The organism is Photobacterium sp. Hal280 (genome assembly GCF_037162255.1).
GTDB lineage: Bacteria > Pseudomonadota > Gammaproteobacteria > Enterobacterales > Vibrionaceae > Photobacterium.
Window position 1 is genome coordinate 2504583 of sequence record NZ_JARLUO010000005.1, and the last position, 15562, is coordinate 2520144.

The window sequence follows — 15562 nt, forward strand, 5'->3', positions numbered from 1 at the left end:
AATGGATGAAGCGGGTCAACCTATTCCCTCTCACCAGAGACTGCGCTCAACTTCTAGAGATAAGCGATGGAAATAACAACACATTCGTATTAGCATGCTTTGAATTAATCTCTTCGAATTCAAAGGCTTTTCAAATGGCGCGTGGCACACAGCTCAAAATTTATCTTGCAAACGGAACGGTGACCGGCATTCGCCATGCAGAGATTGTTAATTGGACCGGACAAGCCATTGCTGTTCCCCGAATTCATGTCAAAGATCTGACGGATTGGGAAGAGACACAAAGACCGGGCGTCTATTTTCTGTTTGGGTTTGATTCCGATACGGGCAAAAACCTTGTTTACATTGGTGAAGCAGAGCACATCCAGAGGCGATTGCAGCAACACATCGCGGCAAAAGATTTCTGGAATGAAGCCATCTGCTTTACCAACAAAGATGAAAACCTGACCAAAGCTCATGTGAAATACCTGGAAGCCCGGCTCATCGAGATTGTCATGTCATCGAACCGCTATGCACTGGATAACGACAAACGCCCACCAACATCTTCTCTGCCCCGTGGAGACAGAGATGCGATGGAAACATTTATCGACAGCATCCGCGTTGTGATTGGCTCCCTGGGCCATAAATTACTCGAGCCGAAAGTCATCTTTGATGCTCAGGAAACCGAAGCGCAGCAGAAAAGCCTGTTAAAGCTGAAAGTTAAAAAGATTGACGCAACTGCCAAGTTAACCGATGAAGGCATCGTCGTCCTCAAAAACTCTCAGGCATTGCCGGAAGTACAGAAGAGTCTTTCAAATGGCTACACCAATCTGAGAGCCAACCTGAGAGAAAAGGGGTTGTTAATCGAGAGCGGTGACAAGCTGATTGCCACCGACGATATTTTGTTTACCAGTGCCTCGCAGGCCTCCGCTGTTCTGCTTGGTTATCCCTGCAGCGGGCCTGACTATTGGCGCGACGCCAAAGGCCGATCGCTGAAAGAAATCGAGATGGAAGTCTAGTCATCCCGTAATTATCAGCAGCACTTCGCCGTCGCAGCTCCCATAACGTCCAAAGCATTTTTGTAAATAAACGAACAGCCGAGCTCAATCTGTACCAGCCCGCAAGGTTTTAACCTGACGGGCTTTATCACTATCAGCCCCCACTCAAAACCCCACCATCCCATCCCCCCATACCCTTTCAGTTGCTTAGGTGAGCTTTTGCTTTTCTCGCTGATATGTTTATGTATAATCAAACGAGAATAGATATCATTACTGATTAAGGAAACAATATGACCGTGCCCGACAACAGGGAAAAACGTCTGCCGGTGTTACTCACAGTGAAATCTGTCCGGGATTTGGGCCCGCGTTATCGCCGGATTACCTTTACGTCACCTGCACTGGCGCACTACCCGGCTTGCAGCCACGGCGCGCACATTAAGATCATGCTTGCCCAGGACGGACAGTCCGAGCCTGTGCTGCCGACCATGACGGCAACCGGGCCGAAGTGGGCATCCCTGAAGACAAGCCGCTGCTGCGTACCTTCTCGGTCCGTGAGCTGCGCAGGGAAGCGGGTGAAATGGATATCGACTTTGCCCTGCACGGCGATCTGGGCCCGGCGTCGCGGTTTGCGCTCAATGCCCGCCCCGGCGATCAACTGGGGATTTCCCCGCCGGGTGGCCCGTACCCGATGCTCAAACCGGCCTCGCATTATTATCTGGCCGGGGATCTGACGGCCTTACCGGCGATCAGTGCCATGCTGGAAGACATGCCGGCAGACAGTCGCGGCTATGTGGCGATTCAGGTCGGTGATGAAACCGATATCCAGGATCTCCGCGCTCCGGCTGGGGTTCAGGTTCAGTGGTTTATCGGCCAGCCGGATCAGGTGCAGCCGCTGATCGACCAGTTCTGCCAGCAACTTCTCAGCGCAGAAACCACTGCCGAACAGCTTGCCGACAGTTATTTCTGGCTGGGCGGTGAAGAGCAGATTGTTGTGGGCTTGCGCCGCTTTATCCGCCGTGAACTGGATGTTGAGCGCACTCAGGTCTATGCCATTCCCTACTGGCGTTTTGGGATTGATGAAGACAGCTATCACACCAGTCGCCACCAGATTGTTGATAACGAATAATAATTCAGACCGATCCGGTACTTGCCTGTATGGGCACTTTGAAGCACAAGAGTGATGTCATCTCCCGATGACAACAAAGGAAACAGTAATGGCTATTGACCCTTCAGTGATCCGCGCCCATTCATGGCAGGCACTACCCACACCCGCCGCACTGGCAAACGCAATCCCCTGCCCGGCAGCATTGAGCGAGCAGATTGCAGACTCGCGCAGCACCATCAGAGAAATTCTGCACGGCCAGGACGACAGACTGCTGGTCGTCATCGGCCCGTGCTCGATTCATGATCCGGACGCGGCCATCGAATATGCCGAACAACTGGCCCAATGCGCCGATCGCTATCAGGATCAGCTGGTAGTAGTGATGCGCACCTATTTCGAAAAACCACGCACCACAGTCGGCTGGAAAGGCATGCTGTTTGACCCGGATCTGGATGGCAGCGATCAAATCGGCAAAGGCCTGCAGCAGGCCAGAGAGCTGCTGATCCGCATCAATGCTCTGGGCCTGCCCGCCGCGACAGAGTTTCTTGATACCACCAGTTTTACCTATCTGTCCGATCTGATGAGCTGGGGCGCCATTGGTGCCAGAACCACTGAGTCTCAGCCGCACCGTCAGCAAACGTCCGGCCTGCCGTGTCCGGTCGGCTTTAAGAACGGCACTGACGGCAATGTCAGCGTGGCGATGGATGCCATCATTGCCAGCCGCCACCCGCATCTGTACACCACCACAGGTCAGGACGGACAGCTGTATGCCGTCAACAGTGCAGGCAATCCGGACTGCCACCTGATCCTGCGCGGCGGAAAAGCGCCGAACTACAGCGAAGCAGACATTCACCATGCTCTGCAGCAGTTGGAAGCCAAAGGGATCACCACAGGGGTGATGGTCGACTGCAGCCATGGCAACAGCCTGAAGCAGTTCCAGCGCCAGTTGCTGGTGGCCGAAGAGCTGTGCCGTCAAATTGGCAACGGCAACCATGCCATTAACGCGATCATGGCGGAAAGCTTTCTGGTTGAAGGGCGGCAGGAGATCTCAGAGGACATGACCTATGGTCAGTCCATTACCGATGCCTGTCTGGGCTGGGACGATACCGAGACCCTGCTGTCGATGCTGGCCAGCGCGGTCGAAGAGCGTCGTCAGGACGCTCAGACCCTGCTGGCTGCCAACGAAGGATAAATCCGGCGGGATGACTGCGGCCTGCTGTCACAAAACAGACTTCAGTGCTGCAGATAAACGAAAGCCAGCCGTTTCAGGCTGGCTTTTGATTGGGCGGCATACAGGCCGACAGAACAGCGGGCCGGTTAACCGGCGTTCGGCTGCCAGTCCGCCTGACGGCGCGGCACAATCACAGGCGCATCATCAAACGGCGCTTTGAGAATATCGACATGGGTATTGTACAGCTTGTCGATCATCGGCTTGGTAATCACCTCGGCCACCGGACCAGCTGCGACCACACCCTGCTCACCAATCGCCACCAGCTCATCGCAGTAACGCGCGGCTGCGGCCAGATCATGGATCACCAGCACCACAGTTTTGCCCATCGCCACCATCTGGCTGATGCTTTCCATCACTTCAATCTGATGGCCGATATCCAGCGCGCTGGTCGGCTCATCCAGCAAAATCACATCGGTATCCTGTGCCAGAATCATCGCCAGCCAGGCGCGCTGACGCTGACCACCGGACAAGCTGGCCACAGGTTGCTGCAGCAAATCGTCCAGTTTCATCCATTGGATGGCTTTGGCGACCTGAGCCGCATCTTCATCACTCCACTGACTGAACCAGCCCTGATGGGGATGACGACCGTACTGCACCAGCTGTTCCACCGTGATCCCGGCCGGGCTGATGGGCTGTTGCGGCAGGAAAGCCAGCGCTCTGGCCAGCGCTTTCATGGAGTAGTCCGCCAGCGATATGCCGTTGAGGGTGATTTCGCCCTGCTGCGGGGTCAGCTGTTTGGCCATCATCTTGAGCAGCGTTGATTTACCGCCGCCGTTCGGACCGACAATGCCCACCAACTTGCCTTTGCCGAGACCAAATGAGACATCCTTGAGGACGGTCTTGCTCTCGTAGGAAAACCCTACGCCTGTCATCGATAATGCTGTCATTAGTCTGCCTGTCCTTTATCTCGCAGTAGAAATATAAATAGCATGATGCCGCCCAGAATGCGGGTCATGATCCCGGTGGCCACTTCATGGGGATCGGCCAGAACCCGGACCAGGGTATCGCTCAGCAGGAGTAACAGTGCCCCCAGCATGGCCGCAGTCCAGAGCGGGACAATACGCCCCCGCAGCAGAAAGGTCGCGATAATGGGGGCTGCCATGGCGATAAACACCACAGGGCCGCCGATGGCCGTGCCCAGCGCGGCGATCAGAATCGCCAGCATCAGAATCGCCACCTGTACCCGGCTGACGTTCACGCCCAGGCTCTGGGCCGTCGGCAGTCCCAGCCGCAGCACATCCAGCTGGCGGGAGAAGTAAATCACCGCAGGGCTGAGTAACAGCAGCAATCCGGCCACCGGCAGACTGACGCTGTAACCCTGACCGACAAAGTTGCCCATGGTCCAGAAATAGACACTGCTGACATGCACGATCGATTCAGTCGACATCAGAAACTCGCCCACGGCGCGCATCAGCTCCGACACCCCGATCCCGATCACCACAAACAGATACCCCTGCTCACCGGGATTACGGCACAGCATATAGAGCATCACAGCCGCCACCACGGCACCCAGCGGCGCGGCCCACCAGGGCCAGGAGCCCAGCGTGAGGTACAAGGTAAAAAAGGTAATCGCCAGTGTGGCCCCTTCATTGACCCCCACCATATCCGGGGTCGCCAGCCGGTTACGCACCAGCGTCTGGATCATACAGCCCGACAGCCCCATGGCGGCACCGGCCACCAGCACGGCCACCACCCGGGGCAGACGAATTTTAAACACCATGATTTCGACCATGCGGGTCGATTCACCGAACAAAGCTTTCAGCGCCAGCCAGGGTGTGAGTTTGGCCGAACCGATACTGACCGCCAGCAGGCTCATCGCCGCCAGCGCCAGCATCAGCAATGCGCCGATGAGTACAGCCCGACGCTCGACCAGCAGGGTCTTGTTGCCGAACTGCCATAACCATTTGCCGTACGGGATATGACGTGCCGGTTGGGCTGTTGTGCACGCGCGATCTTGTCGCTGGCTGGCAGCCATGTGCTGCGGGATACTTTTTCCATCAACGGATCTCCTACTTCACAGCCAGCAGGGAGCGGAAACCGCCACGCCGGACCACGCCAATCAGCACAGGCGCACCGATCATCGCCAGTAATACCCCGTTCGGCATCTCATAAGGCTGAATCATCCAGCGGGCCAGAATATCGGCAATCAGAATAAAGCAGACCCCGAACAGCGCCGAGAAAATCACCTGCACCGACAGCCGGACCGGCTCGACCATACGGGCACAATAGGCTGCCAGGAAACCGACAAAACTGATCGGCCCGGCGACCGAAATGGCACAGGCGGTAAACAGGGTCGAGGCCAGCAGCACGCCGATGCGCACCCAGTGGGTGTTAATGCCCAGCGATCTGGCCTGCTGCTCCCCGAGCTGCATCATGGTGAGCTGACGGGCCAACAGGAAGGTCAGCACGATGGCGGTCAGCATAAAGGGCGAGATCAGCGCCATCGCTGTCATGTCGGCGGCCGCCAGCGAACCCAGGTTCCAGAACCGGAACTGATCCAGCACCACCTGGTTCGACAGCAAAATATAATTGGATAAACCGCCGAAGGTCGCGTTCATCGCCACCCCGACCAGAATCAGTTTGAGCGGGCTGGATTTGCCCATCACATGGCCGACCAGCAGCACCACGATATTCCCGGCCAGTGCGCCCAGCCCGGACCAGACCAGATAGCCCTGAGCCGATTCGACACCAAAATAGGTCAGGCCGGTCACCAGCCCCAGCACCGCGCCGGCATTGACGCCCAGCAAGCCCGGCTCGGCCAGCGGATTACGGGTCGCACTTTGTAGTAAGGAAGCGGCCAGCGACAGGCTGACACCGACCATCAGGGCGCAGAGGGTGCGCGGCAAGCGCAGGGTATCCATCACCATGGTCATGTGTTCTGACGGCTCAATCGCAGAGAAATAGTAGGCCAGCGCTTCTGCTGCGCCGTATTCCCCGGCGCCGACTGACATCGACATCACTGAAAAAACAGACACTGAACACGCCGGCTCCCAACCAGACGAGGTGAAGTTTCGACACGCTTGCAACTCCATGTATAACAACGAAGCTGAGCATGATATCAATCCGCCTTTTCTGAGAACAGCATTAAATAAAAATAGTTCTCAATATCTTTATTAAGTACAATTCGGAAAGATTCATTCCAATCATTGAGATGCATCATAAGGAGCGTTATTTTGCTACGAAGCCTTTTTACGGCCCTGGCCCTGTTCTGCATGACAAGCCAGGCCAGTGCTGCCGATACCCGTATCATCGAAGATGCGCTGGGTGAGAAAGTCACCGTCCCCGCACACCCGAAACGCGTGATTACCCTCAGCGAGATCGATCTGGATACGGCCCTGGCGCTGGGCATGACCCCGGTCGGCACGGTCAACGGTCGCGGCCAGCAAACTCTGCCTCGCTATCTGACCCCGGCCATTCAAGGCGAGATTCAGATCGTCGGTGATCTGTCCCGCCCGAATCTGGAAACCATTCTTGAGCTGGAACCGGATCTGATCCTGACTGCGCCCAACCGCCCGGAAGTGATTGCACTGCTGGGCGAAATCGCCCCAACCGTGGTGACCTTTAACTACGGCGAAAACTGGAAAAGCGTGTTCCAGCGCACCGCCAATATTCTGAACCGCAAGGCAGACGCCGATGCCTTCATGACGCGTTATCAGGCCCATGCAGAACAAACCAAGCAGGCGATTGGTGACAAACTGGGCCAGACCATCAGCGTGGTGCGCTGGAACCCGAAAGGCCCGGCTTACATGTTCCGTGACTCGTTTGCCAGCCAGGTGATCGCCGATGTCGGCATGAAGCGCCCTGCCAACCAGCAGGATCCGGGCCATACTCACTCCATGTCGCTGAGCCTGGAAGCCCTGGCGGTGCTGGACGGCGACTGGATGGTGATCGGCACCCTGAGCACCTCAGGAGAAGCAGTTGAAGCGATGCAACAGGCCGAGAACACCCCGGCATTCCGCCAGCTGAGCGCGATTGAATCCGGCCGCTTTGCGCCGGTTGACGGCTCGCTGTGGACCTCAGTCGGCGGCCCGCTGGCCGCGCTGAAAGTGATGGATGATATCGCCAGACTGGTCAATACCCCGGATGCCCAGCCGCTGACACAGTAAGCGCTCGCAGAGCCTGCGCTGTCATCAACAGCGCAGCCCATAAAAAGCGCTTCTATAAAAAGTGCTTCTATAAAAAAGCGCAGCCATAAAAAAACCGCCTGACGTCAATCAGGCGGTTTTTTCGTTGTAGCAACAGGTCAGATTAACCGGCAGCGAGCTGCTTGCGATCCACTTTGCCGCTGGCGGTTGTCGGCAGGCGGGCCAGCCAGACAAAACGCCCCGGGATCATATAACCAGGCAGATGGGCCGCAAGCGCCTTGCGCAGTTGCAGGCGGGTCATCGCCGGCGCATCAGTCCCGCTTTGCTCTCCCTGTTCCAGATAGGCGACCAGCGTTGCCTGCTCGCCTTCACCCTCCAGCGTTACGGCAGCATCCCTGACCGCTTCCAGCTGACGAAGCCGCGCTTCAATCTCACCCAGCTCAATCCGGTAGCCGCGCAGTTTGACCTGACCGTCCAGGCGGCCAAAATACTGATAGCTGTCATCCGCCAGCCGCCGGACGTGATCCCCGGTGCGGTAATAGCGCAGGCCATCATCACGGGTGATGAACTGGCGTTCAGTCAAATCCGCCCTTTGCCAGTAGCCGTCGCTGAGCGCATCGCCATAAATACACAACTCCCCTTCCTGACCCACAGCAACCGGCTGATTGGTTTCATCCAGCACCAGATGACCATAACCGGCCAGGCTGCGGCCGATGGTGATCGGCTGATCCGGCTGCACCGCTGACATCAGTGACCAGACCGTCGCTTCCGTCGGACCATAGCAGTTCCACAGCACCGCGCTGCGTGCTAACAGTTGCTGCGCCAGCGCACGATCCAAGGCTTCGCCGCCGGTCAGTGCCCTTAGCCCGGCCTGTCCCTGCCAGCCGGTGTTGACCAGCATCCGCCAGAAAGTCGGCGTGGCCTGAAGGGTATTGACCGAGGGATAGCGTGCCAGAATGGCGGCAACGGCATGAGGATCTTTGTGCTCCTCACTGTTGGTTAAGCGCAGACGGCCGCCCACCAGCAAAGGGGCAAAAATCTCCAGCATCGAGATATCAAAGGCAATCGTGGTGATCAGCAGCCAGTGACACTTGTCATCCAGCCCCAGTCGTTCCACTGCGGCACACAGGAATGTTGCCAGCGCCTGATGGCTGATCACCACCCCTTTCGGCTTCCCGGTCGAGCCTGAGGTAAACATCATGTAGGCCGTGGTGTCCGGACCCAGCAAAGGCGCAAGCACTGGCGCCACAGTGCCTGCCTGCGGCTGATCGGCGCCTTGCAGCTCCAAAGACAGCACCGGGCAGCAAAAGCCGATCGGCGCTGAATCCGCCGCTCCCGTTTCCAGCACCGCATTCAATTGCGCTTCCTCGGCAATGTCTCTCAGCCGTCCGGCCGGAAACAGCGGGTCGAGCGGCACGAAAGCGATGCCGGAAAACAGGCAGGCCAGCAAGGTCGCGATCATGGCCGGTGAGCGTTCAACATGGATCCCCACCCGGTTGCCCGGCTGCAAACCCGCCTGACTCAGCCGCTGCTGAACCCGGCTGACTGCTGCCAGCAGTTCGCGGTAGCTGATGGACTGCTCGCCAAAATCAATCGCCACCCGCCCGGATTCGGCCGCCCCGATCAGGGCGGCCTCCAGCATAGGCGCTAAGTCCGGCGCAGTATCTGCCCAAAGCTTAGCCCGATGATTAGTTGCTGACATCCGCCACCTCCTGTTCAGACTGCTGATCCAGTGGCTCTGAACTGGCAGCACTCAGCGCCCAGCACATTGCATCCGGTGTGGCATGCTGATACAGGAAGGCTAAGGACACAGGCTGGGTAACACCCAACGCCGACACATCATGCATATTCAGCGCATGATTCAGGCGTTGCACCAGACCAATAGCAGCCAGCGAGTTGATCCCCAGCACGCACAGAGGCTGATGCCAGGCGTCATGGTCCGGCGTGACGGGCTGCGAGGTACTTTGCTGCCAGACTTCACTGACCAGCTCAGCCATTTCAGATGCAATCATGCCCCGCTCAGGGTCAGTCGGCTCAGGCCGGACCTTCGCCGCCTGAGACGACAAAGTCTGAGCCGCTTCCTCGACCGGAGTCAGCGGCAATGCCTGCTGCGGATCGGCGGCGATCACCTGCAGCAACTCCGCCTGCCACAGCCTCAGCACTTCACTGGCCCGCGATGACGCCACCTGCATGGCATCAAATTCAAAGCGCAGCGATAACTGTCCGCCCACTTCATTGACCACCAGACTGAGCGGGATCTCCACTTTTTCAAACGCCGGGCCAAACTCAGGACGCAGTCTTACATCATCCGTTCGGGTCTGAGGGTTCGCCTCAGCGCGCGGATAGTTCTCATAGACAAACACGCTGTCAAACAGGCGGCTGCGTCCGGCCTGCAGGGCCATCAGTGACTGAGTCGCATGCTGGTTCAGCGCCATGGCCTCTCCCTGCAGCTGCGTCAGCTGGCTGGCCAGCGAATCGCCCTCCTGCCAGGTCATGACCAGCGGCAAGGTGTTGATATACAGCCCGACACTGGCGGCAATCCCGTCCACAGGGGCATCACGCCCCGGCACCACATTGCCCACTATGGTGGTGGTTTTCGATGACTGGCCGGTCAGGCGGGCAACCAGACGGTGCCAGGCAAACTGCGCCACCGTGCTGTGGGTTACACCGACCTGACGCGCGAAATCTTGCAGCGCCGCCTGGGCTTGCGCGCTCAGCACGGTTTTCACCACTTCTGGCTGCTGTTGCAGCGGTGAAGCGGCGAAATCCGGTCCGAACAGCGCCGTTAAATCATCGGCCTGAGCGGTTGCCAGCGCTTTACCGGCCCAGAAGGCCTCCGTCTCAGGCTGGCTGCTGGCTGCATACTCGGCATGAGCCAGATAGGCCTGATCGACCGGCAGCACATCGGACAGCTCGTCACGCTCAGGTTCCGCCAGCGCCTCATAAGCCTGATGCAGCGCGGCAAACAGACGCGGGCCGCTCCAGCCGTCAATCACTGCATGGTGACAACTGAAGATCACCCGGAGGTCATGACCGGCCAGACGGAAACAGCGCACGCGCAGCAAGGCATCACCATCCAGCGCAATCCCGCGCTGACGATCATGCTGACAATATTCGGCGATCAGCCCCTCTGCATCGGCTTCGCCGGTCAGATCCACCACCTCGAACGGCAGAACCGGCTGACGCTGCACGACCTGGATCAGTTGATCACCGATGTGATGCGGGCCGCTCAGCACGGTTCGCAAGGCCGGATAGGCCGCTGCGACGGCTTGCCACGCCTGCTGATAACGCGTCAGATCCACCGGCTGGCGGTAACGGATCGGTGTCTGCAGCAGATAGGCTTCATCGTCCGGGCAGCGCTGCTGATGGGCAAACATGCTTTGCTGCAGCGACGAGGCCGGCAGCAGTGCCTCTATCTCGAACCGCTCACACAGCCTGTCCAGCTCCGGCTGCGTCAGACGCACCAGCGGATAATCCGATGGGGTCGACTGCCGTCCGTGAGATTCCGCATGCTGCTCACAGTATTGGATCACACTCAGCAGGCTGGCTTTGAACGCCGCCATGAACTGTTCGCTCAGCGCCTGATCCAGCACCCCGACCTGACGCAGCGTCAGCTGGCCGTCATAGATCCCGCCATGCAGACTGAGCAGCTCCGCGCCCGGATTCAGTGGTGAAGCCGTTTGACCCGGGATCACAGGCAAGGGACGCCACAGCTCTGTTTGCTGTCCCTGCTTCTGGGTCTGACGACCGAGATAGTTCAAAACAACCGGCGAGAAGGTCAGCTGCTCACCCTGCGGGTGATAACAGCGCAGGGCATTAAAACCGACCCCGTTATCCGGGATCCGGCGCAGGCTTTCCTTGGCCTGTTTGATGGTTTCAGCCAGTGACGGCTGCACCGCCACAGTGCAGGGATAGGTACTGGTAAACCAGCCCACGGTGCGACTGACATCGAGCTGCGCGCCTATCTCTTCCCGGCCATGGCCTTCGAGCATCACAGTCGACTGCTCGCCCCAGCCCAGCGTCTTGAGCGTCACGCTCAGGGCGGACAGCAGCAGATCACGCACCTCAGTGCTGAAGGCGGTATTGGCCGGGCCCACCAGACGGTCGGTCTCTGTCTGATCCAGCTGCAGCATGGCCTGACTCGGAATAACATTGCCGTCAGCGTCTTGATTGCGTGTGTCAGGCAGCGCGCCGGCTCCGCCATTGCGGGCAGACTCAAGCTGGTGGCGCCAGTAATCAAACTGCGCCGGATGGCGATCGGCATAGTCCTTCAGTGCATCGCCCCACTGACGGTAACTGGAGGTTTTATCCGCCAGCGGCAGCCCTTGCGACAGCCGCTGCAGATCATCGGCCAGGATCCGCCAGGAGACCGCATCCACCACCCAGTGATGCAGCGCCAGGAACAGTCCGCTCTGGGACGTCGTGGCATCCTCACCCGGCAGATGACGAATCCGCGCCCAGGCCATGATCGGCCCGTTCTCCAGATCAAACTGCGATTGCAGCGCAGTCAGGGCATCATACAATTCCGCTTGCGTCATCCCGGCGGCATCCAGCTCTGTCAGCTCAGGGACAGTCACAGAGGCCTGATAACGCTGGCGCCGCACGCCATTTTCTTCAGTGACCCGCAGACGCAAGGCATCATGATGGGCCAGTAACCGGGTCATGATCTCAGTCAGGCGGGCCGAATCCAGATCCGGAATGGCCAGCACCACCGCCTGATTCCAGTGCGCCGGACGGGCGAACGGCTGGGCATCGAACCAGCGCTGGATCGGATGCAAGTCAAAGGTCCCGGACAGCTGGCCCTGCTCCGCATCGACCGCCCGCTCCGTCTCGGCATGCGCAGCCAGGGTCCGGCACAGTTTGCGGACTGTTTTGGCTTCAAACACATCTTTCACGGTGCAGGCAAAGCCGGCATCACGCAGCCGGGTATTGAGCTGGATACTGAGAATCGAATCCCCGCCCAGGCGGAAGAAATCATCTTCCACGCCCAGTTCGGTATTGAGCACCTCGCGCCAGATCGCCAGCACCTGCGCTTCCATCGCCGTTTGCGGCTGGACGCCGTCTCCGGTCGCCATCTGGCGTTCTGGCAGGCGGCTGATATCCAGCTTGCCGTTGACGGTCAGCGGCAGTTCATCGAGCACAATCAGCTCTGCCGGTACCATGTACTCAGGCAAAATCCGCGCGGCGACAGACAGGATCTGTCCCGGATCCGGCTGCTGATTTGTCGCAGAGGAGGTTTCCGCCGTGGCATAGGCCACCAGCTGGCGCTGCGCGCCTTCACCGGCGACAATCACCCGCACCTGATGCAGCTGCGGGGCCACTTTGGCGATCTGACTTTCAATTTCAGCCAGTTCAATCCGGTAACCGCGCAGTTTGACCTGCTGATCCATCCGTCCCAGATATTCCACTTCGCCGTTATTGAGCCAGCGGGCCTTATCACCGGTGCGATAGCAACGCACCGTCTGTCCGGCAATTTCCACGGTCACAAAAACTTTGGCCGTCAGTTCCGGCTGGTTCAGGTAACCCCGCGCCAGCCCCAGACCGGCCAGGCACAGCTCACCCGCGACACCCACAGGGCACAGCTGGCCCTGCGCATCAAGGATCAGCGCCTGGGTATTGTCAACCGGATGACCAATGGTCACCGGCTCACCCGGTTGCAGTTCTTTCACCAGCGCAGTGACGGTAAATTCAGTCGGGCCATACATATTGAGCAGACGCAGTCTGCCCTGCCAGCTGGCCGCCAGGGTGGCCGGACAGGCTTCGCCGCCAAACGCAACCGTCTTGAGCGTAGTGAACGGACGCGGTGCCATGGCGGCAAACAGCGCGGTTGAGCTGATCATATGCGTGGCGCCGTGCGCCTCGGCCTGATCGAGCAAGGTGTCATCCGGCTCGCCGAGCACCAGCTGCGCCCCGGCAAACAGCGGCAGGATGGCCGTCATATTCCCGGCATCAAAAGCCAGCGACATCGGGTTCAGCATCACGCTGTCTGCGCTCAGCGCCAGCCGGGCGGTATGGTCGGTCAGCACATTGACAAATGCGCCGTGCTCGACTTCCACCCCTTTCGGCAGGCCGGTCGAGCCTGAGGTATAAATCACATAAGCCAGATCGTCCGCGCCGACCGTCACGGCAGGCGGTGTATCCGGCGCCTGAGCCAGCGATGCGAGGATCGGTTCATCCGTCATATTGATGATCTGACAACCCGTCAATGCCGCATGCGATGCCGCAAACTGCGCATCCGGTGCGATCACCACCGCCAGTTGGGCATCATCGACCAGATGCTGCAGCCGTGCGGTCGGATAGGCCGGATCCAGCGGCACATAGCTCATGCCGGCTTTCCAGGCCGCCAGTGCCGCGACCGCATACTGAGCAGTCCGGCTGGCGACCACACCGATTTTCTTGTCCGTCTGCTGAGCGTCCCCCGCCGGATTCAGACCCAGCAGGTAATGCGCCAGCCGGTTCGACGCCTGCTCCAGTGCCTGATACGTCAGCGTCCGGTCGAATCCGGTGACGGCTGGCTGAGCCGGACAGGCTGCCGCATGACGGCTCACCTGCTCGTGGATCAGCATGGGAGCATCGACGCGGGCCGGCAAAGCTGCCAGTGCCTGAGCGATGCTGTCCTGATGCGCGTGATCAACCATAGGCAACTGCATCACATTGGCGTGAGGCGCCGCCAGAATGCCGTCCAGCAACATCAGGAACATGTCTGCAAAACGTGCCACGGTCTGATGTTCAAACACGCCTTTGCTGTAGAGCCATTCCAGTCGCACGCCGTCAACCAGTTCGGTAACCTTGAGTGACAGATCGGTTTTTGCCGGCAGTACCGGCGAAGGCTCTTCCACTGCGCCACAGCCAGGGATCAGATCGTTAAAATCCACCTTGGCCTGATAGACCAGCATGATCTGGAAGATAGGATTCAGGGCTGTGGTCCGGTCGGCCCCGATCGCTTCGCTGAGCGACTCAAAACGGAACAGCTGATGATCAAAGGCCGCCAGATCCTGCTCGCGGCAGTAGCGCAGATAGTCGGCAAAGGTCAAGCGCTCATCAAGCTGCGTCCGCAGCACGATGGTATTGACGAAAAAGCCCACCACATCTTCGATATCAGCGCGCTCACGGTACGCCAGCGGCGTCCCGATCACCACGTCGTTATCGCCGCCCAGACGGGCCATCAGCAGTGAGAACACGGCATGCAGGCCGATAAAATAAGAGCTGCTGTTCTGCTGGCACAGACGCTGGAACTGCTGCCACTTCGGCAGAGAAATCTCAGAAAACACCAGCGCGCCGTCATTGTTGTGACTGGCCGGACGCGGTTTATCCAGCGGCAGGGCATGCACTTCCGGGATGCCTTTCAGGCGTTCAACCCAGAACGGACGAAACTCTTCGTGATAGTCGCGAAACGCCGGGGAATTGAGCCAGTGGGCGTAATCGATATAGTTGACCGCGGTTGGTTTGACCGGCTGCTGCTGGTTATTCTGATAGGCCAGAAACGCCTGCTTGAAGTCGGCAAACATGTTTTTGACCGACCAGCCGTCAGAAATAATGTGGTGCTGGGTCAGCATCAGCAGATGCTCTGCCTCCCCCAGCTTCACCAATTCGACCCGGGTCAGGCCGCCCAGCTCCAGATCAAATGGCCGGTAAATGTCCTCTTCGACCATTTTCAGCAGTGCCTGCTCCCGCGCGGCTTTGTCCAGATGAGACAAGTCATGATGTATCACCGTCAGCTCAGTCTGCGCCGCAATGTGTTGCTCACCTTTACCCTGGCTGTTGCGCAGAAAGCGGGTTCGCAGGCTGGCATGCTTGTGTGCCAGTGCCGAAAACGCGTATTCCAGCGCGCCGACATCCAGCTGACCGGTCAGGCGGAAATGCACCGGCATGTTGTACAGGTGCGAGTTGTCTTCGTATTGCTCAATAAACCACAAACCGCTTTGCGAGAAAGAAAGCGGCCCGGAGGCCGCCTGTTGTACCGGAATGGGTTGTTCGTAAGCCTGGCGGGCACGCAGGCAGCGAATGATGGCGTCTTTATTGTCGCGGATCTGTTGTCCGATTTCCGGCGTCAGTGCCTGCTTGCTGCACTGAGAAGTCAGCTGACCTTTCTCGTTCAGTGCCAGCCGGATGCCTTTGCGCTCAAGATCCGCCAAAAATGAAATCATGTCTGTCATTGTGTTTTCCTGTT

At 58.8% G+C, this 15562-nt stretch carries 9 protein-coding genes and 1 pseudogene; 5 read left to right on the plus strand and 5 right to left on the minus strand.

The window, feature by feature from the left end; genetic code table 11:
• The first annotated feature begins 5 nt into the window (after nt 1-5).
• The 4 genes and pseudogenes from P4S53_RS20835 (at nt 6) to P4S53_RS20850 (ending at nt 3268) form a co-directional block, all read left to right on the plus strand.
• On the plus strand, nt 6-995 hold the full coding sequence (locus P4S53_RS20835) for a GIY-YIG nuclease family protein (protein ID WP_337114190.1): 990 nt from the start codon (nt 6-8) through the stop codon (nt 993-995).
• A gap of 269 nt (nt 996-1264) precedes the next feature.
• A pseudogene (locus P4S53_RS20840) lies at nt 1265-1596 on the plus strand (siderophore-interacting protein); the annotation flags it as partial.
• Between the two features lie 132 nt (nt 1597-1728).
• The gene (locus tag P4S53_RS20845; protein ID WP_337114548.1) at nt 1729-2100 is read left to right on the plus strand and encodes a siderophore-interacting protein; all 372 of its coding nucleotides are present in this window, start codon (nt 1729-1731) and stop codon (nt 2098-2100) included.
• A gap of 88 nt (nt 2101-2188) precedes the next feature.
• Nucleotides 2189-3268: a 3-deoxy-7-phosphoheptulonate synthase gene (locus P4S53_RS20850; RefSeq protein WP_337114191.1), complete on the plus strand. Its 1080-nt coding sequence runs from the start codon at nt 2189-2191 to the stop codon at nt 3266-3268.
• Between the two features lie 125 nt (nt 3269-3393).
• Here P4S53_RS20850 and P4S53_RS20855 read toward each other — a convergent pair whose 3' ends face one another.
• From P4S53_RS20855 to P4S53_RS20865, 3 genes are read right to left on the minus strand one after another with little or no spacing between them, the layout of a single operon-like run.
• Nucleotides 3394-4194: an ABC transporter ATP-binding protein gene (locus P4S53_RS20855; RefSeq protein WP_337114192.1), complete on the minus strand. Its 801-nt coding sequence runs from the start codon at nt 4192-4194 to the stop codon at nt 3394-3396.
• Nucleotides 4194-5282: a FecCD family ABC transporter permease gene (locus P4S53_RS20860; RefSeq protein WP_337114193.1), complete on the minus strand. Its 1089-nt coding sequence runs from the start codon at nt 5280-5282 to the stop codon at nt 4194-4196. The genes P4S53_RS20855 and P4S53_RS20860 overlap by 1 nt, the downstream gene beginning before the upstream one ends.
• A 34-nt stretch (nt 5283-5316) precedes the next feature.
• Nucleotides 5317-6282, minus strand: coding sequence for a FecCD family ABC transporter permease (locus P4S53_RS20865; protein ID WP_337114194.1), 966 nt, complete (start codon nt 6280-6282; stop codon nt 5317-5319).
• A gap of 198 nt (nt 6283-6480) precedes the next feature.
• Here P4S53_RS20865 and P4S53_RS20870 point away from each other — a divergent pair, with 198 nt between their 5' ends.
• Entirely contained in the window at nt 6481-7413 is a 933-nt protein-coding gene (locus tag P4S53_RS20870; RefSeq protein WP_337114195.1) for an iron-siderophore ABC transporter substrate-binding protein, read from the plus strand.
• 142 nt (nt 7414-7555) lie between these two features.
• Here P4S53_RS20870 and P4S53_RS20875 read toward each other — a convergent pair whose 3' ends face one another.
• Together P4S53_RS20875 and P4S53_RS20880 are read right to left on the minus strand one after the other, a co-directional pair.
• The gene (locus tag P4S53_RS20875) at nt 7556-9094 is read right to left on the minus strand and encodes an amino acid adenylation domain-containing protein (RefSeq protein ID WP_337114196.1); all 1539 of its coding nucleotides are present in this window, start codon (nt 9092-9094) and stop codon (nt 7556-7558) included.
• The gene (locus P4S53_RS20880) at nt 9081-15548 is read right to left on the minus strand and encodes an amino acid adenylation domain-containing protein (RefSeq protein WP_337114197.1); all 6468 of its coding nucleotides are present in this window, start codon (nt 15546-15548) and stop codon (nt 9081-9083) included. Before P4S53_RS20880 ends, P4S53_RS20875 begins: the two co-directional genes overlap by 14 nt.
• Nucleotides 15549-15562: the final 14 nt, after the last annotated feature.